Annotated in this window: 19 protein-coding genes and 1 tRNA gene; 10 read left to right on the top strand and 10 right to left on the bottom strand. The window is 23.9% G+C overall.

What is annotated here, in order from left to right; genetic code table 11:
• Positions 1-67: 67 nt before the first annotated feature.
• The 5 genes from ccoN to H0H49_RS01060 all read right to left on the bottom strand — a co-directional run bounded on the left by ccoN (position 68) and on the right by H0H49_RS01060 (position 5,896).
• Positions 68-2,251 (bottom strand): cytochrome-c oxidase, cbb3-type subunit I, encoded by a 2,184-nt coding sequence (gene ccoN, locus H0H49_RS01080; RefSeq protein ID WP_185864650.1) that lies wholly within the window; start codon positions 2,249-2,251, stop codon positions 68-70.
• 6 nt (positions 2,252-2,257) lie between these two features.
• Positions 2,258-2,419, bottom strand: a complete 162-nt coding sequence (gene ccoS, locus H0H49_RS01075; protein WP_238784957.1) for a cbb3-type cytochrome oxidase assembly protein CcoS — start codon at positions 2,417-2,419, stop codon at positions 2,258-2,260.
• 71 nt (positions 2,420-2,490) lie between these two features.
• Positions 2,491-4,743: a heavy metal translocating P-type ATPase gene (locus tag H0H49_RS01070; RefSeq protein ID WP_185864648.1), complete on the bottom strand. Its 2,253-nt coding sequence runs from the start codon at positions 4,741-4,743 to the stop codon at positions 2,491-2,493.
• Between the two features lie 3 nt (positions 4,744-4,746).
• Positions 4,747-5,154 carry a glycine cleavage system protein GcvH gene (gene gcvH, locus H0H49_RS01065; RefSeq protein WP_185864647.1) on the bottom strand — a complete coding sequence of 136 codons (408 nt, stop codon included), beginning with the start codon at positions 5,152-5,154 and terminating at the stop codon, positions 4,747-4,749.
• A gap of 64 nt (positions 5,155-5,218) precedes the next feature.
• Positions 5,219-5,896, bottom strand: a complete 678-nt coding sequence (locus H0H49_RS01060; protein WP_185864646.1) for a glycoside hydrolase family 73 protein — start codon at positions 5,894-5,896, stop codon at positions 5,219-5,221.
• A gap of 381 nt (positions 5,897-6,277) precedes the next feature.
• Here H0H49_RS01060 and H0H49_RS01055 point away from each other — a divergent pair, with 381 nt between their 5' ends.
• From H0H49_RS01055 to trpA, 7 genes are read left to right on the top strand one after another with little or no spacing between them, the layout of a single operon-like run.
• Complete coding sequence (locus H0H49_RS01055; protein ID WP_185864645.1) at positions 6,278-7,702, top strand: anthranilate synthase component I family protein; 1,425 nt, start codon at positions 6,278-6,280, stop codon at positions 7,700-7,702.
• 9 nt (positions 7,703-7,711) lie between these two features.
• Entirely contained in the window at positions 7,712-8,284 is a 573-nt protein-coding gene (locus H0H49_RS01050; protein ID WP_185864644.1) for an anthranilate synthase component II, read from the top strand.
• A 22-nt stretch (positions 8,285-8,306) separates the two neighbouring features.
• Positions 8,307-9,305, top strand: a complete 999-nt coding sequence (gene trpD / locus H0H49_RS01045) for an anthranilate phosphoribosyltransferase (protein ID WP_185864643.1) — start codon at positions 8,307-8,309, stop codon at positions 9,303-9,305.
• Positions 9,302-10,090, top strand: coding sequence for an indole-3-glycerol phosphate synthase TrpC (locus H0H49_RS01040; RefSeq protein ID WP_185864642.1), 789 nt, complete (start codon positions 9,302-9,304; stop codon positions 10,088-10,090). Before trpD ends, H0H49_RS01040 begins: the two co-directional genes overlap by 4 nt.
• A gap of 5 nt (positions 10,091-10,095) precedes the next feature.
• Positions 10,096-10,725 carry a phosphoribosylanthranilate isomerase gene (trpF, locus tag H0H49_RS01035; protein WP_185864641.1) on the top strand — a complete coding sequence of 210 codons (630 nt, stop codon included), beginning with the start codon at positions 10,096-10,098 and terminating at the stop codon, positions 10,723-10,725.
• The gene (gene trpB / locus H0H49_RS01030; RefSeq protein WP_185864640.1) at positions 10,722-11,903 is read left to right on the top strand and encodes a tryptophan synthase subunit beta; all 1,182 of its coding nucleotides are present in this window, start codon (positions 10,722-10,724) and stop codon (positions 11,901-11,903) included. Before trpF ends, trpB begins: the two co-directional genes overlap by 4 nt.
• A complete protein-coding gene (gene trpA / locus H0H49_RS01025; RefSeq protein WP_185864639.1) occupies positions 11,900-12,673 on the top strand; it encodes a tryptophan synthase subunit alpha in 774 nt (257 codons plus the stop codon). Before trpB ends, trpA begins: the two co-directional genes overlap by 4 nt.
• On the opposite strand, the gene H0H49_RS01020 is transcribed toward trpA, so the two are convergent.
• The 4 genes from H0H49_RS01020 to H0H49_RS01005 all read right to left on the bottom strand — a co-directional run bounded on the left by H0H49_RS01020 (position 12,666) and on the right by H0H49_RS01005 (position 16,372).
• Entirely contained in the window at positions 12,666-13,337 is a 672-nt protein-coding gene (locus H0H49_RS01020) for a YggS family pyridoxal phosphate-dependent enzyme (protein WP_317168706.1), read from the bottom strand. The two genes, trpA and H0H49_RS01020, sit on opposite strands and share 8 nt — an antisense overlap.
• Positions 13,338-13,339: 2 nt before the next feature.
• Positions 13,340-14,404: a 3-phosphoserine/phosphohydroxythreonine transaminase gene (serC, locus tag H0H49_RS01015; protein ID WP_185864638.1), complete on the bottom strand. Its 1,065-nt coding sequence runs from the start codon at positions 14,402-14,404 to the stop codon at positions 13,340-13,342.
• 61 nt (positions 14,405-14,465) lie between these two features.
• On the bottom strand, positions 14,466-15,833 hold the full coding sequence (tilS, locus tag H0H49_RS01010) for a tRNA lysidine(34) synthetase TilS (RefSeq protein ID WP_185864637.1): 1,368 nt from the start codon (positions 15,831-15,833) through the stop codon (positions 14,466-14,468).
• 14 nt (positions 15,834-15,847) lie between these two features.
• A complete protein-coding gene (locus H0H49_RS01005) occupies positions 15,848-16,372 on the bottom strand; it encodes a shikimate kinase (RefSeq protein WP_185864636.1) in 525 nt (174 codons plus the stop codon).
• A 61-nt stretch (positions 16,373-16,433) separates the two neighbouring features.
• Between H0H49_RS01005 and H0H49_RS01000 the strand changes: the two genes are divergently transcribed.
• Positions 16,434-16,506: transfer RNA gene (locus H0H49_RS01000), tRNA-Lys, on the top strand.
• Between the two features lie 17 nt (positions 16,507-16,523).
• Here H0H49_RS01000 and H0H49_RS00995 read toward each other — a convergent pair.
• Positions 16,524-17,288, bottom strand: coding sequence for an exodeoxyribonuclease III (locus tag H0H49_RS00995; protein WP_185864635.1), 765 nt, complete (start codon positions 17,286-17,288; stop codon positions 16,524-16,526).
• A 134-nt stretch (positions 17,289-17,422) separates the two neighbouring features.
• Here H0H49_RS00995 and hisG point away from each other — a divergent pair, with 134 nt between their 5' ends.
• Together hisG and hisD are read left to right on the top strand one after the other, a co-directional pair.
• Positions 17,423-18,280: an ATP phosphoribosyltransferase gene (gene hisG, locus H0H49_RS00990; protein ID WP_185864634.1), complete on the top strand. Its 858-nt coding sequence runs from the start codon at positions 17,423-17,425 to the stop codon at positions 18,278-18,280.
• 21 nt (positions 18,281-18,301) lie between these two features.
• Complete coding sequence (gene hisD / locus H0H49_RS00985) at positions 18,302-19,591, top strand: histidinol dehydrogenase (RefSeq protein WP_185864633.1); 1,290 nt, start codon at positions 18,302-18,304, stop codon at positions 19,589-19,591.
• Positions 19,592-19,600: the final 9 nt, after the last annotated feature.

Raw genomic sequence — 19,600 nt, 5'->3', positions numbered from 1 at the left:
AATGGATTGGAAAATTCCTATATTTTTTTCCCCAGTAAAATAATGTTTGAGAAAACTTATCATTTTTTCAAGATTTAATATCCGTTCCTAAACGTTGTAAATATGCAATTAGAGCTATTATTTCTCTTTTTTCCAAAGGAATAAAATTCTTTTTTTCTTTTATTTGTTTTATATTTATTTCTTCTTTTAAAGAAGGATATTCTTTATAAATATCATCTACAATTTTTTTTGATTGAATATCAATATCTCTTTTAAAATTTTTTATATATTCATCAGTATATGGAACACCTAGCCTAATCATTGCCTTTAACTTTTTTTCCGTATCAGAAATATCCAACTTATTGAAAATAAGCCAAGGGTAACTTGGCATAATAGAACCTGAAGAAGTAGAACGAGGATTTTTCATATGATTATAATGCCAGGAACTTGGATTTTTTCCTCCCTCTCTAGCTAAATCTGGTCCTGTCCTTTTAGAACCCCAAAGAAATGGATGATCATATACAAATTCTCCAGCTTTAGAATACTCTCCATAACGAACGACTTCATCCCTAAATGGACGAACCTGAGCACTATGACAAGCATTACATCCTTCTCTTACAAATAGATCCCTACCCTCTAATTCTAGAGCACTATAAGGTTTTACATTATGAATTGTGGGAACATTAGATTTAATTACCAAAGTAGGAATTATTTCAATAAAACCTCCAATTGCTACAGTAATAAAAGATAAAATAGTAAATTGTATAGGTCTTTTTTCTAACCAATTATGAATACCCTTATTTTCTTCTATTTTCTTAGTAGATACAAATTTAAATTCTTCATTACTAATAAAATGTCCTTTTTTGATAGTTTTAAATAAATTAAATATCATTAAAATAAAACCTATCAAATAAATAAAACCACCTATAAAACGTATTTTATAAAATGGAATAATAGATGTAACAGAATCTAAAAAATTTTTATAAGTTAATGTTCCATCTGGATTAAACTTTTTCCACATCATAGATTGCAAAACAGAACCAAAATACATTGGAAAAATGTATAATATAATACCTAATACTCCTAACCAAAAATGAATATTAGCTAATGATACAGAATATAACTTTGTATTCCACATTTTCTTTGTTAACCAATATAAAACTCCGAAGGCCATAAAACCATTCCAACCTAAAGTTCCCAAATGAACATGAGCTATCACCCAATCTGTAAAATGTCCTATAGAATTTAAAGTTTTAGTAGCTAACATAGGTCCTTCAAAAGTTGCCATTCCATAACATATAATTCCAACAACAAAAAATTTTAATATTGGATCTTTTTTTACTTTATTCCAATCATATCTCAATGTTAATAAACCATTTAACATACCACCCCAAGAAGGAGCAATTAACATTATAGAAAAAATAGTTCCCAACATTTGAGCCCAATTAGGAAGAGAAGTATACATCAAATGATGTGGGCCAGCCCAAATATAAATGAATATTAATGACCAAAAATGAATGATAGAAAGCCTATAAGAAAAAATGGGTTGATTTGAAGCTTTTGGAACAAAATAATACATTAAACCAAGTATAGGAGTGGTTAGAACAAAAGCGACTGCATTATGTCCATACCACCATTGCATTAACGCATCTTGAACTCCAGCATATATAGAATAACTTTTAAAAGATAGAACAGAAATTGGTAATTCAAGATTATTAAATATATGTAACATAGCCATAGCTACCCATGTTCCTAATAAAAACCAAATACTAACATATAAATGTTTTATTCTTCTTTTTAGGATACTTCCTATAATATTTATACCATAAATAAGCCAAATAAAAAGTATTAATAAATCTATGGGCCATTCATGCTCAGCATATTCTTTACTTGTGTTTATTCCTAATAAGAAAGTAATCCAAGTAAAAACAATAAATATTTGCCACCCCCAAAAATGAATCCAACTTAAAGTATCACTGAATACTCTTGTTTTTAATATTCGTTGTATGGAATAATAATATCCTGTAAAAATTGTATTGCCTACAAAAGCAAAAATAGCAGTATTTGTATGTAACATCCTCCATCTTCCAAATCCCATCATTCCTTGAGAAAATTTCAAATTATTTCCAAATATAAATTCTGGTATTTTAGGTTCAAATAATAGTAATGCTATAAATAAACCTGCTAAAAATCCAATTAATGCCCAAAATATTGTAGCATATAAAAAAGCTTTTACAATATTGTTATTGTAATAATGTGTTTCTAATTTCATTGCTACCTATGAATTTTTTTCTTTTTCATTATTGTGATTATAATAATAAATATCATCAATTAATATCCTTATTCTAGGAGATTCAAAATCATCAAAATGACCTGAATATAAACAAATTAAAAAAAATATGAGAAAAAATATTCCCAGTAAAATACTAGATAATACCATAATAATTATTATATCCATATTTCCATATTCATGAAACTAAAACTAAACTAAAAATTAAAGATAAAACTTCTTTATAAATTATATGAAAATAATCTTCTTGTAATAAACCAAGTAGATATAATAGAAAAAGTAATCACTGAAAAAGAACTTAAAGGCATCAAAATTGCTGCTATCAAAGGTTTTAAATTACCAGTAATAGAAAATATGAGGCCTACTCCATTATAAAATAAACTAATAATAAAATTAATAATTACTAATTTGGAAGATATCTTTGATATTTTTAAAAACAAAAAAAAACTATCCAAAAAATCGGACTGAAGAAAAGCATCACAAGTAGGAAAAAAACCTGTAGGATTATCTGATATAGCTATACCTACATCACTTTCATTCAATGCTGCACAATCATTAATTCCATCTCCAATCATAATTACTTTTTCTCCTTTATTTTTTAATTTTTTTACGTAATCAAGTTTATCTTCTGGAGTTTGACTAAAAAAAACATCACTATACTTATTAGGCAATATTGATTTTAAATATCTTTTTTCTAATTCATTATGATCTCCAGAAAGAATGATAATTTTATATTTTTTGATTTTTTGAAAAATGTTTTCTATATTTTTGCGATAATAATTCCTAAATAGAAAATAACCTATGAATTTATCATTAATGGAAATTGCTACTACTGTTTTATTTTTTGCATTATTATCAATTAGTGATATTCCTAAATATTCTGCAGAACCTATTTTAACTAACATATTTTTTATAATACCTTCTATTCCTTTTCCTATAACTTCTTTAAAATTATCTACAGAATAAAAATATTTAATAGATAATTCAGATAATATTCTATTACTCAAAGGATGAGTAGAATTCCTTAATAAGGATGCAATTATTTTTTTTTCTTCATATCCAATATTTTTACCAAAAAAAAATACCTTATCTTTGTTAGGATCTGTTATAGTTCCAGTTTTATCAAAAATCAAAGTTTTTATTGCAGAAATTCTTTCCATTGTATAAATATCTTTCACATAAAATCCCTTTCTAGAAAAATATCGTATAATATTTCCAAAAATTAAAGGAGTAGAAATTGCTATAGCACATGGACAAGAAATGATTAATACAGAAAAAGTTGTCTGAAATACTTTTGATATATCACCTACTATATAATACCAATATAATCCGGTAAACATTGAAATACTTAAAACAACTGGTGTAAAAAAATATTGTATAAATTTGTTAGATATAGAATTTAAATGATAAAGTTTACGTTTTTTTTTATTCCATAATAAACTTAAATAACTATGGTCTATATCTTTAATAACTTTTAAATAAATAGCTCCTCCTTTTTGTTTAGATCCAGCATAAATATGGTCTCCTATTTTTTTATTTACTAAATAAGATTCTCCGGTTATAAAACTGTTATCTAGTATAGCACTTCCCTTAATTAAAATAGAATCTACTGGTATAATTTCTTCATTTTTAATAACAATAATATCTCCTTTTTTTATAGAAGAAATTATAGTTTTTTCTTCTTTTTTATTTTGATAATTAACTTTTGTTATCAAAATAGAAAAATAAGATTTATAGTTTCTATTAAAGGATAGAATTTTATTATGAGTATAATTTTGAAAAATTTTACTTATTGATAAAAATAATGAAAAACTTGCAATACTATCAAAATAACCGGCTCCCAAATCAAAAAATATTTCATAACAACTCCAAGAAAATAAAACCAATATTCCTATAGAAATAGGAACATCCATATTTAATATATGTTTTTTTAAACCTACAATAGCATATTTTATATGATCTATAGAAAAATAAAAAACTATTGGTAAAGATAGTATTAGCATTAAATATCGGAAAAAATTTCTATGGTTAAAAAACCATATATCTTCATTATCAGCTCCTACATATCCCGGAATCGATAAAAGCATTATATTTCCAAAACAAAAGAAAGAAATAGCAAATTTTGCGATTAATTTTCTGTTTAATAAAAAATTTTGATTTTTGGTTTTTTTATCTATAAATTCCATATCCATGGATGGGGGATATCCTATATCATGCAATATATTTGCTAGTTCACTAATTTTTAGTTTTTTATTATTAAAAGTAATCCATACTTGTTTTCTATTAAAATCAACATTAACATCAATGATATATTCATATCTTTTAGATATTTTTTCTAAAATAAAAATACATGAACTACAATGGATACTAGGTATTAAAAATCGAACTTTTGTAATATTGTTATGTTTAAAATCTATTATCTTTTTTGCTATTTGATCATCATCAAAAGAATCAAAAATATGATTATGTTTCATGAATTATTTTATAGATCCTATATATTTTTCATATTCCTTTAAAGAAAAAAGAGAATTATATTCTTTTTCTGATAAGATTTTAATCTTTAAAATCCATCCTTTATCATATGGACTATTATTTATTAATTCTGGATGAGATAATAAATCATTATTATATTCTAATATTAAACCGGAAACTGGCATAAATAAATCAGAAACTGTTTTGACTGCCTCTACCGTACCAAATACTTTTCCTTCATGAATATTTTTACCTATAATAGAATTATCTATATCTAGATAAACTATATCACCTAATTCTTTTTGAGCAAAATCTGTAATACCAACAAAATAAAATTCATCAATTTCATTTTTTTTTACAATCCATTCATGATTTTTGCTATATTTTCTTATAATTAAATTATTATTGATCATAATTAAAAATCAATTAAAAAATTAATGAAAACTAATATGGTTGAAAATATATATCATCATTTCACTACTCACTAAATTGAATTTTATTTTTTAGGAAAACAGCTATTTTTATAAAAAAATTAACTATAAAGTTAGATTGTTCTACTTTATTTTTTTCCATATTTTTTTCCATAATAAATGTTAAATATTTATCAATTTTATTGTTGATTTCATAAGAATTTTCTTTATCAAATTTCCAAAGACAGTATTTTTCTATTTGTTTAATTAATGATTCTGCATATTTAATAGAAGTTGCATAACCTGCTTTTTTAAGTTCCATTGCCCAAGATTGATAATCATTCTTATCTAAAAAGAATAGTTTATGGTAACGAGGTTGTTTTAAAAATTTGGAATGATCACGAAAAGATTCTCGTACAGATTTATATTTTCTAAAACATTCTTTTGGAAGATCGTCATCATGAAAATAAATACCTCCTACCCAATTTTTTCCACATTTAATACCAAAATGATTATTTGTATTCTTAGATAAAAAACTTCTTCCACTATAAGATTCTAAAATCCCTTGTCCTAATTTAATACTAGCAGGTATTCCAAATTTTTCCATTTCCTCAATAGCAAATTGAGCATATTTTTTAATATATTCAATTGCATGTTTTAAATCCTCTTTTTCCTTTTTATCTTTTGAAAAAGATGAAAAAGTAAATGATAAAATAAATAAAAAAAAATAAAATAATTTTTTCATTGAATTTAGAATTTCTAATTTAGAATTACAAAAAATCATACCATTGTAAAAAAAATTTTTTTCAATGGTTAAATTATTTTATTCACAAAACTAACAATATAATTTTATATATAAAAAAAACTAGTAAGAAACATGATAAAATTATGTAGTTTTTATTCAAAATTACATATATAAAAAATTTATTTATATTTGCTAGCAATATAAATAATGTCATTTCTTTATAAACATCTAAACAAATAAAAATAAATGAAACTTCTTCAGGAAATTAAAATTGGTAGAAGATAATATTTCGAACAATATTTAATTTACAGATATTTTCTTATTTTCTTTAGTACACAGAATAATAAGCTTTACATCATCATGTAAAAAATACCATAAAACATGTTTAAATTTAATTTTAGAACTATCCAGAAAAAAATTTTAGCTGATAGTACTACACCGGTAGAATTATATTTAAAATTAAGAAATGTTTTTCCAAAAATATTGTTATTAGAATCTTCTGACTACCAAATTTCCAAAAAAAATTTATCAATTATTTGTATAAATCCAATATCTGAATTTATTCTATATAAGAATGTATTACGAATATCATATCCTAATTGTGTAGATAAAGATATTTTTTTAAATAACAAATTAGATATTCAAACTTTAATAGAAGATTTTTTTGAAAAATTTAAAGAAGAGAATATTTTTTCTAAACCTTATTCAGGTTTATATGGATATATATCTTATGATAGTATTCAATATTTTGAAAAGATACAATTTAATACCATTGTAAAGGAAACATATAATATTCCAGAAATACGATTCGGATTTTATAAAAATTTGATTATATTCCATCATATATATAATGAAATATCCATAATAGAACACCAATTCTATAATCTTAATAATAATCATCAAAATTCTTCTTGTATCAATAAATTAATAGAACTGATCAAAAGAAAAAATTTTTATTCTTTTCCGTTTAAATCTGTAGGTAATCGTTTTTCTAACCTTACAGATATAGAATACAAAAAAATGGTATCTAAAGGAATAAAAGCTTGTTTACGTGGAGATGTTTTTCAAATAGTATTATCTCGTCAATTTCAACAAAAATTTAAAGGAGATGAATTCAATGTTTATCGTGCATTACGTTTTATTAATCCTTCTCCATATCTTTTTTATTTTGACTATGGAAATTATAAATTATTTGGTTCTTCTCCAGAGTCTCAATTAATTATTTCTAATAAAATAGCATATATTAATCCGATAGCAGGTACTATACGTAGATCGGGAAATGAAAAAGATAAAAAATTGTCCAAAGATTTATCAAATAATCCAAAAGAGAATGCAGAACATGTTATGTTAGTAGATCTAGCAAGAAATGATTTAAGTAAAAATTCTTCAGATGTTAAAGTAGAAAGTTTTAAAGAAATTCAGGCTTTTTCTCATGTATTGCATATGGTATCTAGAGTTTCTGGTAAGTTAGAAGATAACACATCTATTATAAAAGTATTTGGAGACACTTTTCCGGCAGGAACATTATCTGGAGCTCCTAAATATAAAGCGATGGAATTAATAGATAAAATAGAAAATCAACATAGAGGTGTATATGGAGGAGCTATTGGTTTTTTTGGATTAAATAATTCTTGTATTAATACAGCTATAGTTATTCGTTCTTTTATTAGCAAGAATAACACTCTTTTTTTTCAAGCCGGAGCAGGTATTGTATCTGAATCTAAAGAAGATATAGAATTACAAGAAATAAATAATAAACTTATGGCTTTATTCAAAGCCATAGAATTAGCTAAAAATATTATATGAATTTTTTTTATGGATAAAATATTGATTTTGGATAATTATGATTCTTTTACATATAATCTTGTTCATGCTGTAAAAAAACTAACAAAAAAACCTGTAAGAGTATGTAGAAATAATGAAATTAATCTTTCAGATATAGAGAAATACAATAAAATTATTTTATCTCCTGGTCCTGGAATACCTGACGAAGCTCATATATTAAAACCTTTAGTGAAAAAATTTGCTTCTACCAAAAGTATTTTTGGAGTATGTTTAGGTCAACAAGCTATAGGTGAAGTTTTTGGAGCAAAATTACTCAATACAAAAAAAGTATATCATGGTATATCGAGTTTAATAAAAATTATTGATTCGCAAGAAAAACTTTTTAAAAAACTTCCAGAAAAAATTCAAGTAGGACGTTATCATTCTTGGATAATATCTCCACATAATTTTCCTAAAGAACTTAAAATAACAGCAATTGGAGATAAAGGGGAGATCATGGCTTTACGTCATAAATTTTATGATGTTCGTGGAGTACAATTTCATCCAGAATCTATTTTAACACCATGTGGAGAAAAAATTATAAATAATTGGTTAAACATATAATTGTTTAAAAAATGAAGTTATTATGACCAAAATATTATTAGATAAACTTTTTATAGGAAAAACTTTAAACAAAAAAGAAGCTAAAGATTTGATGATGAATTTATCAATGAATAAAATTAATAAAACTCAAGCGATTTCTATAATAAGTATATACAATATGAGATATCCTACTTTAGAAGAAGTAACAGGATTTAGACAAGCAATAATGGAATTATCAATGAAAATAAATCTTTCAGAATTTAATGCTGTGGATATTGTAGGAACAGGTGGAGATGGTAAAAATACTTTTAATATTTCTACTTTAGCATGTTTTATAGTTGCAGGAACTGGAGAAAAAGTCATTAAACATGGAAGCTTCAATTCTTCTTCTATAACTGGTTCATCTAATATTTTAAAAGAATTAGGATATAACTTTTCTAATAAAGAAGAAACTTTAAAAAATCAATTAGATAAAGTAGGATTGTGTTATTTACATGCGCCTATATTTCATCCAATTATAAATATTATGTCTTCTGTAAGAAAAGAATTAGGATTAAGGACTATTTTTAATACATTAGGACCATTAGTTAATCCTGTAAATCCAAAAAATCAATTACTAGGAGTTAACAATTTAGAATTAGCAAGAATATATTATTATTTTTATCAAAATATGGAAAATAATTATGCAATTGTTCATAGTTTAGATGGCCATGATGAAATTACACTTACTAGTGATATAAAATATTATTCTCCTGAAGGAGAACATTTTTATTCTTTAGAAGAATTGGAAATAAATAAAAAAGTAAAAGTTAATCCTCATGAATTGAAAGGAGGAAAAAATACGAAAGAAAATGTTCGCATATTTATTAGTGTTTTATCAGGAGAAGGTACTTTATCACAAAATGAAGTTGTTTTAATCAATGCTACATTTGCCTTATGTTTATTAAATAAGGATAGTATTGAAAATAATTATGATAAAGCTAAACATTCATTAAAAAGTGGAAAAGCAAAGAATATTTTAAAAAAATTATTAAGATTATGAATCTACTAGATAAGATATTATTGAATAAAAAAAAAGAAATCTCATATAAAGAGAAATTTTATCCAGTAGAAAAGTTGAAAAAAAATATTCTTTTCGAAAGAACAAGTGTTTCTTTATCTGAAAATTTAAAAAAAAGTAATACAGGAATCATTGCGGAATTTAAATCAAAATCTCCATCAAAAGGAGTGATAAATAATACTTCCTCATTAGAAGAAGTTATTAATGGTTATAGATATTCAGGTGTTTGTGGTGTATCAGTACTTACAGATTATCAATTTTTTTCTGGAAGTAATGATCATGTAAAAAAATCACGTTTTTTAATTCAAGATACTCTTCCTATTCTAAGAAAAGATTTTATCATTAGTGAATATCAAATTATAGAATCTAAATGTATAGGATCCGATGTTATTCTATTAATAGCAGAAATTTTATCCAAGGAAGAAATTGAGATTTTTTCTAAACTTGCAAAAAATATAGGGTTAGAAGTAATATTAGAAATTCATAGTGAATCTGAATTAGATAAAATAACGAAAAATATAAATATTATAGGAATTAATAATAGAGATTTACGGAATTTTATTGTAAGAAAAAATAATTGTTTAGACTTATCCTCAAAAATACCTAATAATTATATAAAAATTGCTGAGAGTGGTATAAATGATGTTAATTTTATCTTAAAATTAAGAAAACATGGATTTAAAGGTTTTTTAATTGGAGAATATTTTATGAAAAATAAAAATCCTGGAAAATTTTGTAAAAATTTTATAAAATTATTGTTAAAATAATTATTATGTTATTTAAAACATTAAAAATAAAAATATGTGGAATTAAATATAATTATCAAGAAATATATAATTTATTTCCTGATTTTATAGGATTTATATTTTATTCAAATTCTCCAAGATTTGTGGGGGAAAATTTTGATTATCAGAAATCAAATACAAAAATATTTAAAGTTGGTGTTTTTGTAAATGAATCAGAAAATAATATCATAAAAATAAATAATTCCAAAAAATTGGATTTTGTTCAATTACATGGAAAAGAAAACGTTTCTTATTGTGAAAGATTATTTCAAAAGGGATTAAAAATCATTAAATCTTTTAGAATAAAAAATTCTTTTTCCTTCAAAAAAATTAAGGATTTTACTCATTTTTGTAATTATTTTCTATTTGATAGTTATACTACTCATCATTATGGCGGAAGTGGAAAAAAATTTAATTGGGAAAAACTGGATGAATATAATTTTAAAACTCCTTTTTTTTTAAGTGGAGGAATAGGAATAGAAGATTTAAATGCAATTAAAAAATTTTCACATCCGAGAATATTTGGAATAGATATCAATAGTAAATTTGAGATATATCCAGGAAATAAAAACATAAAATTATTAAAAGATTTTATAAAAAAAATCAGAAAATTATGAATTTTTTTGTCGATAAAAATGGATTTTATGGAGAATTTGGAGGTTCATTTATTCCAGAAATGTTATCACACAATGTGATAGAATTACAAAATAAATATAAAAATATTATCAAAAGTGAAAAATTTCAAAATTTATATAGAAATATATTAAAAAATTTTGTTGGAAGACCTTCTCCTCTTTTTTTTTGTAAAAAATATTCGGAAAAATATAAAGCTAAAATTTATCTTAAAAGAGAGGATCTGAATCATACTGGATCACATAAAATTAATAATACTGTAGGACAAGCTATACTGGCTAAAGAATTAGGGAAAAAAAAAATTATTGCTGAGACTGGAGCTGGTCAACATGGAGTAGCTACTGCTACCGTTTGTGCTTTAATGGATTTAAAATGTTTAATTTTTATGGGAGAAAAAGATATGCATCGTCAAACATCAAATGTTACAAGAATGAAATCTCTTGGGGCTAAAGTTGTATCAGTAACTAGTGGAGAGAAAACATTAAAAGATGCCGTTAATGAAGCAATACGTTATTGGATTAATCATCCAAATAGTTATTATTTGATAGGATCTACAGTCGGTCCTCATCCATACCCTCAAATGGTTGCAGACTTTCAGTCTGTTATTAGTGAAGAAATAAAAAATCAATTAAAAAACAATCCAAACTATATAATAGCTTGTATAGGAGGAGGTAGTAATGCTGCAGGATCATTTTATCATTTTTTAAATGATAAATCTGTAAATCTTATCGCAGTAGAGGCAGCAGGATTAGGTGTAAGAACAAATAAAACATCTGCTTCTATATTTTGTGGATCTAAAGGAGTACTACATGGAAGTATGACATTATTATTACAAGATAAAGATGGTCAAGTAATCCCTGCACATTCTATATCTCCTGGATTAGATTATCCAGGTATAGGTCCTATGCATTCCAATCTATTTGTAAAAAAACGTGTTCGTTTTATTCATGCTACAGATAATGAAGCTTTAATTTTAGGATGTGAATTAACTAGATTAGAAGGAATTATTCCGGCGTTAGAAAGTGCTCATGCGTTAGTTGCATTAAGAAAAATAGTTTTCAAAACTAGTGATATAGTTGTTATTACTTTATCAGGTAGAGGAGATAAAGATATAGATGTTTATGAAAAATTTTCTTCCAACAAAAAATTATTAAATTTATGAACAGAATACATGATTTATTCAAAAAAAAGAATAAAAAAATATTATGTATTTATTTTACAGCAGGTTATCCTAATATAGATAGTACTATAAAAATAGTTAAAATTTTACAGAAATTACCTGTAGATTTAATTGAAATAGGAATTCCATATTCTGATCCATTAGCAGATGGAATGATTATTCAAAATAGTAATAAAATTTCATTAAAAAATGGAATGAATATTTCTTATTTATTTTCGGAAATAGAAAAATTTAAAGAACATATTACAATTCCTGTTGTTCTTATGGGCTATTACAATCAATTTTATAAGTTTGGAGAAGAAAAATTTTTGAAAATATGTAAAAAATTAAATATTTCTGGATTAATACTTCCAGATCTTCCTGTTGAATATTTTATAAAAAAATATCGTGATTTATTCAAAAAATATTCAGTATCTATGATTTTTTTGGTAACACCCAAAACAGATTTAAATAGAGCTATTTTTTTAAGTAAAATATCAAATGGATTTTTATATCTAGTTTCTTCAAACTCTATAACTGGAGAAATAGATTGTTTTGGAAAAGAACAAATATCATTTTTTAATAAAATAAAAAAATCATATATCAATAAAAATATTCCAATATTAATTGGATTTGGAATAAAAGATAAAAATACATTTGAATTATCTTGTAAATATGCAAATGGCGGGATTATTGGAAGTTCTTTTATTCAATCATTGGACGCAAATAATTTAGAATCAAGTATAAAAAAATACATAACATCTATTATATAGATATTTTTTTTCTATTACCAAAAATAGACGTTCCAATTCTAATTAGTGTACTTCCATATTTGATAGCTATTGAATAATCTCTACTCATTCCCATGGAAAGAACGTAATGTCCATACTTATTTTTATAATTATTATATAATTTTTGTAAAGAAGAAAACTCATCATGTATTTTTTTTGATGAATTACTAAAAGAAGCCATTCCCATAATTCCAATTATATTGACATTTTTCATACGTTTATAGGTATTACTTTCTAATATTTTATCAGCTTCTTTATTTGTTATTCCTGACTTGTTTTTTTCATCAGAAATTTTTATTTGCAAAAGACAATTAATAATTTTTTTTTCTTTACGAGCTAATTTATTAATCATTATAATATGTTCCATTTTTTGAACACTATGTATTAAATAAATAAAAGGAATTAAATATTTTATTTTATTACTTTGAATTTTTCCAATCATGTGCCATCGAATATCTTTTGGTAAAAAATTATATTTTTTTATTATTTCTTGAACATAATTTTCTCCAAAATCTCTATGTCCTATTTGATATAGTTTTTCTATAGAAGAAATATTCTGATTTTTAGATACAGCTAAAATTTCAATATTTTTTGGAATATATTTTTTAAATGAAAAATATAAATTTTCTATATTATTCATCATCATGATCATGTAAATTTTCTTTCAAATTCTTTCATAATTTCTATTAAAAATAGAACACTTTCTATTGGAAGAGCATTGTATATACTAGCGCGATACCCACCTAATAATCTATGCCCATCTAATCCAACAACATTTTCTCTTTTCCACATTTTATTAAATTTTTTTTCTAAATTATCATTTTTTAAAAAAAATGAAACATTCATATTAGAACGATTATTTTTATCTATTCTATTTTCAAATAAATTATTTTTATCAATCTCATTATATAATAATTGAGCTTTATACTCATTTTCTTCTTCCAATATAGAAAGACCACCTTTTCTTTCTATCCATTCTAAAGTTAACATAGAAGTGTAAATGGAAAAAACATTGGGGGTATTTAATATACCATCATTTTTGATATGAATTCGATAGTTTAAATAAGAAGGAATATTCTTTTTTATTTTATCTAAAATTTCTTTTTTTATTATAACAATCGTCATTCCAGAAGAACTAACATTTTTTTGAGCAGATGCATAAATCAAACTAAACTTATGAAAATTTAATTTTCTGCTAAAAATATCAGAAGACATATCACAAACTATTGGTATAGAGGTTTCAGGGAATAATTTCATTTGTGTTCCAACAATTGTATTATTAGACGTACAATGAAAATAATCTACTTTACTTGGTATTTGATAATTTTCAGGTATATATACATAATTATTTTTTTTTCCAGAAAACAAAACTTTAACTTCTCCAAAATTTTTTGCTTCTTTAATAGCATTATTAGCCCAAATTCCTGTATCCAAATAAGCAGCTCTTTTATTCATTAGGTTGTATGGTACCATTGTAAATTGTAATGTTGCTCCTCCTTGTAAAAATAGGACCGTATAATCATCATTTAAATTCATAATTTGTTTTACTAAACTTGTAGTTCTTTCTATTATCTTCATAAAATCCAAACTTCTATGAGAAATTTCAAGTAAAGAAATCCCGGTTCCATTAAAATCAATAACAGATTTTGCAGATTTTTTAATTACTATTTTTGGTAAAACAGAAGGTCCTGCATTGAAATTGTGTATTTTCATAAACAGAATAACTAATTCTTTATCAAAATTAAAAAAAATACTAGTTTCATAATAATAAAAATTATATTTTTATTTTTAAAATATTTTTTGTTTTTTCTGTTACTTTAAATCTATCATCTAAACGATTTCCTATTATTAAAATAATATCATGATTTCCATTAATTAATAGCCAGGTACTTTTTTTTTCCAAAATAGAAAACTTATTATCTTTATAATATTTGCTTATTTTTTTTTTCCCTTTCATATTAATCGGATAAAAAAAATCCCCTTTTCTCCAAGTTCTTAAACATAATGGAAACTGAATCTTTTCAAGATCTACAAAGAATAGATGATTATTACTACTATTATAGTAACTATTTATTACTTCTTTTGGTTCTATAATAGAAAAATTCATTTTAATAGGAAAATACTGTATATCATATTTTTTATTCATATTTTCTATAGTATAAATTATATCCTTTTCTTTTAATTTTTCATTAGAAAATAAAATCCAATGATTTCTATTTTTTAGAATAGAATATTTATTTGATAAAATGTATTTACCTGATTGTGAGTGTATTAAATTTTTTAAACCATTTATATCACGAAATCCATATGGAGAAAATATTTTAAATAAATAGAAAGATAAAGGAATCAAATTTTCTAAATTTTTACATTTAATTTTCCATACTAAAGGATCATATTTTTTATATATCGTAATTTTTTTACATATATCTTTTATTTTATTTTCTATTATATAATTATCATCCTGAAGATAATTGATTGTTCTTTTTACTCCATTAATAAATGATGGATAAAAAAAAGAAAATTTTTTTAAAGCAAAACGAATCTTATTTCTTAGATATTTATTTTCTAAATTACTACTATCTTCTCTCCAACTTATATTTTTCATTTTAGCATAATAAAAAATATCATCTTTTGTAAAAGATGATAAAGGACGAATAAATTTTTTGTTTCTATTAGGTATTCCTAATAATCCTTTAATACTTGTCCCTCTAAAAATATTTATAAAAAAAGTTTCTACAGAATCATTTAAATGATGTCCTAATGCAATTTTTTCGTAAAAATTATTCTTCAGCAATTGATTAAACCAATCATATCTAAGTTTTCTTGCAGCCATTTGTATGGATAACTTGTTTTCTTTTGAAAAATTTAAAAGATTAAATTTCTTAACATATAAGTTTATTTCCTTTTTTTTACAAAAATTTTGTATAAAAATTTCATCATGATCTGATTCTTGTTTCCTTAATCCAAAATTGCAATGAGCAACATCTAATTTTTTAATAGATGGTATGCACAATAATAAATTTAGAAGAACCATACTATCTAAACCACCACTGACAGCTACGCATATATTTTTTATTTTTTCAAAAACGAAATATTTTTTTATTTTTTCTAAAAAATAATTATTAGATAATTTTTTTCTCATTTTTTTATAAAAAATTAAGATATAATATGAATGGAATTAATAATCTCTTTAATTACATCATTTTTATATTTTTTATTATGTACCTCTATTCTTATAGAAGCTTTTTCATAAAAAGGAATTCTTTTTAATAGATGTTTCATTATAAATCTAAACAATTCTTTTTTAGAAAGATGAGATATTAAAGGTCTTTTTTCTTTTTCCAAAATTAATCTATTAAATAAAGTATGAGTATTGGCTTTCAAATATATAGTTTTTGAATGTTTATTCATAAAATGAATATTTTGATGGTAACAAGGAGTTCCACCTCCTACAGATAAAATATAAGAATGGTTTTTTTTTAGAATTTTTTTCAACATCAAATGTTCTATTCTTCTAAAAAATGATTCTCCTTTTTCTTTAAACAACGAAGAAATGGAAACTCCATAAGTTTCAGAAATAATATAATCTAAATCATAAAAAATAAAATTTAACTTTTTAGATAATTTCTTTCCTAAAGAGCTCTTTCCACTTCCCATATATCCTATCAGAGTTATTTTCATGAAAACACAAAATTTATAGTATCTTTGTTATCTATCATAGATACTATGATACTGTTATTAAGACCTGATAGCTCAGCTGGTAGAGCATTACACTTTTAATGTAAGGGTCCTGGGTTCGAATCCCAGTCAGGTCATTATTATAATATGTTTTTCATTTTTTCAATTCTAATACTGTTGGACAATGATCCGAATATATTATTTCGGGTAATAAATATGCGTTAATCATTTTCTTTTTTAAAGAATGACTTACCATTATGTAATCGATTCTCCATCCTATATTTTTTATTCTAGCTTTATATTTATAACTCCACCAACTGTAATGTCCCGCATTTTTAACATAGTTTCTAAAACTATCTATGAATCCTAACCTCATAAAGTTTGTCATCCATTTCCTTTCTTCTGGTAAAAATCCAGATATATTTCTATTACGAATAGGATCATATATGTCCATTGGCTTATGACAAATATTATAGTCTCCACAAATAATAATATTTTTTAAATTTTTTTGTATTTTTTTTACATATATAAAAAATTTTTTCATAAAGAAAAATTTAAAATCTAATCTTTTCTCCATATTATTTCCTGAAGGTAAATAAATACTGATAATAGATAAATTTTTTAAATCTATCCGTAAAACTCTTCCTTCTTTATCAATAGATTCTAAACCAATTCCATATTCTACATGAATAGGTTTTTCTTTACATAAAATAGCAACACCACTATAACCTTTTCTTACTGATGAATGCCAATAATGATAGTATCCCAATTTTTCAAAAATATTTGTATTTATTTGATTTTGTAATGCTTTTATTTCTTGTAAACATAAAATGTAAGGATTGTATTTTTTAATCCAAATAGACAACCCCTTATTGATTCCAGATCTAATTCCATTTATGTTATATCCTACTATTTTCATTATATATATTTTGAATAGAAAATATTCAAAATAGTTATTATATTTGTCATAATTCATGATAATTTGATATGAAATTACTATAAAAGCTTACGCCTGTAAGCTTTTATTTTTTTCTATGATACTCCTAAAATAATATGGATAAACTAAAAATAGCTATTCAAAAATCAGGCCGTCTTTATGAGGACTCCATAAAATTACTTAAAGACTGCAGTATTGAAATTAATATTGGAATAGATAAATTAAAAACAACAGCAATGAATTTTCCTATGGAAATACTTTTCTTACGAGACGATGATATTCCTCAATATTTAGAAGATGGAGTAGCAGATATAGGAATTGTTGGAAAAAATGTTTTATTAGAAAAAAGAAAAAAAATAATAATAAAAGAAACTTTAGGTTTTGGAAAATGTCGTTTATCCATAGCTGTACCGAAATCTTATATATACAAAAATATAAAAGATTTAGATGGTAAACGGATAGCTACAAGCTATCCGTTTTTAGTTGGAGAATTTTTCAAGAAAAGATACATAAAAACAGAAATACATGAAATATCAGGTGCAGTAGAAATAGCCCCTGGAATAGGACTAGCTGATTGCATATGTGATTTAGTTAGTAGTGGATCAACATTATTTATGAATGGGCTTAAAGAAGTAGAAACAGTCCTTCAATCTGAAGCAGTATTAGCCTCCCATCTTCATTTAAGTTCCCCTCAGAACATGATAATGGATAAATTACTATTTCGTATCAGAGCAGTGAAAAAAGCAAAAAATAATAAATACATTCTACTAAATGTACCTAATGAACGATTAGACAAAATTATTTCTTATTTACCTGGAATAAAAAGTCCAGTTGTTCTTCCTTTAGCAAATTCTAAATGCAGTTCAGTACATTCTGTAGTAAATGAGAATGATTTTTGGGGAATAATAGAAAATTTAAAATCACTTGGAGCACAAGATATATTAGTTCTTCCAATAGAAAAAATTGTACTATAATAAACAACATAAAAAATAAATATGATTCCAGTGTATTTCTATCCTTCTTTAAAAGAAAGAAAAAACATAACAAAAAGAAAAATTAAATACAATGATAATTTAAAAAATTTAATAATTTCTATTATAGATAATGTTAAGCTACATGGAGATACAGCGGTTAAATCCTATACTAAAAAATATGATCATGTTGATATTGATAATTTAATAGTAACGGAAAAAGAATTCTATGAAGCTAATACAACAATTTCAGATTGTTTAAAAAAATCTATAGAAAAGGCATACAATAATATTAAAATATTTCATGAAAAACAAATACATAAAGAAAAAAAAATAGAAATATCAAAAGGAATTTTTTGTTGGAGAAAAAGCATACCTATAGAAAAAATAGGATTTTATATTCCTAGTGGAACTGCTCCTTTACTATCAACTGTATTAATGTTAGGTATTCCAGGAAAACTAGCAGGATGTAAAAATATTATTTTATGTAGTCCGCCAAATAAAAAAGGAAAAATATCACCCATTATTTTATATGCATCTCAATACATAGGAATTAATCATATTTATAAAGTAGGAGGAGCACAAGCAATAGCTGCAATGACTTACGGAACAGAAAGTATTCCTTCTGTATACAAAATATTTGGACCAGGAAATTCTTATGTAACAAAAGCTAAACAAATCGTATCACATAGAGATGTTGTATCTATCGATATTCCAGCAGGCCCTTCAGAAATTGTTATTATTGCTGATAATAAAGCTAATCCAAAATATGTAGCTTCTGATTTATTATCACAATCAGAACATGATCCGGAAAGTTATATAGTTCTAATTACTAAAAATAAAGAGTATTGGATAAATGAAGTAAAATTTCAATTAGAAAAACAAATTTTTTTTCTTAAAAATAAACAGCACATTATTGAAAATTCATTAAAAAATGCAAAAATCATTGTTCTTTCTTCTTTAGAAGAAGCAATGGAATTGTCCAATGAAATTGCACCAGAACATCTTATTATTAATTGTAATAATGCTACTTATTGGGCCGATAAAGTTATAAATGCTGGATCCATTTTTATAGGAAATTATTCTCCTGTTACTGCTGGAGATTATGCTTCAGGAACTAATCATGTACTTCCTACATATGGTTTTGCTAAATTTTATAGCGGAGTATCTATAGATAGTTTCGTCAAAAAGACAACTTTTCAAAAGATATCTAAAGAAGGATTAAGAAATTTACATGAATGTATAAGTATTTTATCTTCTGAAGAAGGTTTAATTGCTCATAAAAAATCTATTGACATTCGGTTAAAAAAATAAAACTAATTT

This window comes from Blattabacterium cuenoti (assembly GCF_014252035.1).
Taxonomy (GTDB): Bacteria; Bacteroidota; Bacteroidia; order Flavobacteriales; family Blattabacteriaceae; genus Blattabacterium; species Blattabacterium cuenoti_Z.
Note: the sequence above shows the minus strand (reverse complement) of the source record. Positions and strands in the feature narration are given on the sequence as shown.

Excerpts from the sequence above, each read along its gene's own strand:
- ccoN (WP_185864650.1), bottom strand. The coding sequence starts at position 2,251 with ATGAAATTAGAAACACATTATTACAATAACAATATTGTAAAAGCTTTT.
- ccoS (WP_238784957.1), bottom strand. The coding sequence starts at position 2,419 with ATGGTATTATCTAGTATTTTACTGGGAATATTTTTTCTCATATTTTTT.
- H0H49_RS01070 (WP_185864648.1), bottom strand. The coding sequence starts at position 4,743 with ATGAAACATAATCATATTTTTGATTCTTTTGATGATGATCAAATAGCA.
- gcvH (WP_185864647.1), bottom strand. The coding sequence starts at position 5,154 with ATGATCAATAATAATTTAATTATAAGAAAATATAGCAAAAATCATGAA.
- H0H49_RS01060 (WP_185864646.1), bottom strand. The coding sequence starts at position 5,896 with ATGAAAAAATTATTTTATTTTTTTTTATTTATTTTATCATTTACTTTT.
- H0H49_RS01055 (WP_185864645.1), top strand. The coding sequence starts at position 6,278 with ATGTTTAAATTTAATTTTAGAACTATCCAGAAAAAAATTTTAGCTGAT.
- H0H49_RS01050 (WP_185864644.1), top strand. The coding sequence starts at position 7,712 with ATGGATAAAATATTGATTTTGGATAATTATGATTCTTTTACATATAAT.
- trpD (WP_185864643.1), top strand. The coding sequence starts at position 8,307 with ATGACCAAAATATTATTAGATAAACTTTTTATAGGAAAAACTTTAAAC.
- H0H49_RS01040 (WP_185864642.1), top strand. The coding sequence starts at position 9,302 with ATGAATCTACTAGATAAGATATTATTGAATAAAAAAAAAGAAATCTCA.
- trpF (WP_185864641.1), top strand. The coding sequence starts at position 10,096 with ATGTTATTTAAAACATTAAAAATAAAAATATGTGGAATTAAATATAAT.
- trpB (WP_185864640.1), top strand. The coding sequence starts at position 10,722 with ATGAATTTTTTTGTCGATAAAAATGGATTTTATGGAGAATTTGGAGGT.
- trpA (WP_185864639.1), top strand. The coding sequence starts at position 11,900 with ATGAACAGAATACATGATTTATTCAAAAAAAAGAATAAAAAAATATTA.
- H0H49_RS01020 (WP_317168706.1), bottom strand. The coding sequence starts at position 13,337 with ATGATGATGAATAATATAGAAAATTTATATTTTTCATTTAAAAAATAT.
- serC (WP_185864638.1), bottom strand. The coding sequence starts at position 14,404 with ATGAAAATACACAATTTCAATGCAGGACCTTCTGTTTTACCAAAAATA.
- tilS (WP_185864637.1), bottom strand. The coding sequence starts at position 15,833 with ATGAGAAAAAAATTATCTAATAATTATTTTTTAGAAAAAATAAAAAAA.
- H0H49_RS01005 (WP_185864636.1), bottom strand. The coding sequence starts at position 16,372 with ATGAAAATAACTCTGATAGGATATATGGGAAGTGGAAAGAGCTCTTTA.
- H0H49_RS00995 (WP_185864635.1), bottom strand. The coding sequence starts at position 17,288 with ATGAAAATAGTAGGATATAACATAAATGGAATTAGATCTGGAATCAAT.
- hisG (WP_185864634.1), top strand. The coding sequence starts at position 17,423 with ATGGATAAACTAAAAATAGCTATTCAAAAATCAGGCCGTCTTTATGAG.
- hisD (WP_185864633.1), top strand. The coding sequence starts at position 18,302 with ATGATTCCAGTGTATTTCTATCCTTCTTTAAAAGAAAGAAAAAACATA.